Genomic DNA, 1,666 nt, shown 5'->3' with positions numbered 1-1,666 from the left:
GGACGTTGGTAATAATATTTACAAAACGCTGTTCAAAACTCGCCCGTTTAAAAATAAAAACTGCCAACTTTGGCGATTTTTTATTATAATAATTTGTGCAAATCAATGAATTCTATATATCTTTGCGTTGTAAAAACGCCAATCTTGGCAAAAATTTAATGTAAGTTATGGAAATAAAAAGAGATAGGTATCTCCAGCAATTGATAGCAAGCCGTCAAAACGGATTCATCAAGATTATAACGGGAATTCGCAGATGCGGCAAATCATACCTCTTGAATGTTTTGTTTTATCACTATCTGTTGGAAAATGGTGTGACAAATGACCATATCATCCGTGTTGATCTTGAAGATCGAATGAACAAGGATTTGAGGAATCCAGATACGATGCTCCATTATGTCCATGATAGAATTAAAGACAGGGAACTCTACTATATCATTATAGATGAGGTGCAACTGATGGATGAATTCGTTGATGTTTTGAACAGTTTCCGCCATATCGAAAACGCCGATACATATGTGACAGGAAGTAACTCTCACTTTTTATCATCCGACATCCCGACAGAGTTTCGTGGCCGAGGGGAGACAATCCATGTTAATCCTCTTTCTTTTTCAGAATTTTATTCTGCTGTAGGTGGGGATAAGCAAGACGTATGGCGAGAATATTATACTTATGGCGGCTTGCCTCTCATTCAATCTTTTGATACGGAACAAAAGAAGATAAACTATTTGAAGAATTTGTTTGAGACTGTTTATTTGTCAGACATTATTGAGAGGCATAAAATAAAGAATGGGAATGAGATGCGTGAGCTGGTGCTTATCATGGCATCATGTATAGGTGCGTCATGTAATCCTACAAAGTTGTCGAATACTTTTAAGAGCGTAAAAAATGTAAAGATTGGTAGTCAGACCATTTCTAATTATCTTATCTACTTATCAGAATCGTTTCTTTTGAATAAGGCAATGCGATATGATATAAAAGGAAAGAAGTATATCAACACGCTTTCTAAGTATTATTTCGCAGACATTGGTTTGAGAAATGCCATTCTTGATATGCGTCAACAGGAGGAAACGCATATCATGGAAAACATCATCTACAATGAATTGGTTGTCCGTGGTTACAGTGTTGATGTAGGAATGGTGGAAATAAAGAAGCCTGATAAGGACGGCAAGTGGCTTCGCATCCAACTGGAAGTGGATTTTATCGCCACTCTCGGTAGTAAGAAGTATTATGTGCAATCGGCTCTATCTATCCCTGATAGAGAAAAGGAGATACAGGAATCTCGTTCGTTGATAAACATCAATGACTCTTTTAAGAAAATTATTGTTGTCAAAGACCACATTATGCCTCGCCGGAATGAGGAGGGAATACTCACTATCGGACTATTTGATTTCCTGCTCGATGAGGATAGTTTGGATATATGAAAAACATATACGACAAGTAATCTGAATGCAGGTTTGTTTTTTCTGTTTCAATTTTAATAATAGCTTGGTAGATGGAAATGGAACCTCACAAAGAACTATTCCATGTTGACAAAAGATTGCATTTTATTTTTAAAAAAAAGGATTTTGACGTTTTAACAAAGTGTATAAGCCTCTTGTATAAACTTGTGTTGGATGATGGTTTGATAAAAAACAAAAGTGGCGGGATGTAAAAAACTCTTATGGAC

At 36.1% G+C, this 1,666-nt stretch carries 1 protein-coding gene; it reads left to right on the top strand.

What is annotated here, in order from left to right:
- The first annotated feature begins 167 nt into the window (after positions 1-167).
- Positions 168-1,421 (top strand): ATP-binding protein, encoded by a 1,254-nt coding sequence (locus tag MoGM_RS00360; protein WP_104368269.1) that lies wholly within the window; start codon positions 168-170, stop codon positions 1,419-1,421.
- Positions 1,422-1,666: the final 245 nt, after the last annotated feature.

Origin of the sequence: Prevotella sp. MGM1, assembly GCF_002933775.1 — a bacterium.
Lineage (GTDB): Bacteria > Bacteroidota > Bacteroidia > Bacteroidales > Bacteroidaceae > Prevotella.
The sequence above is the reverse complement of the archived record's forward strand: the minus strand, read 5'-3'. Positions and strand labels throughout refer to the sequence as shown.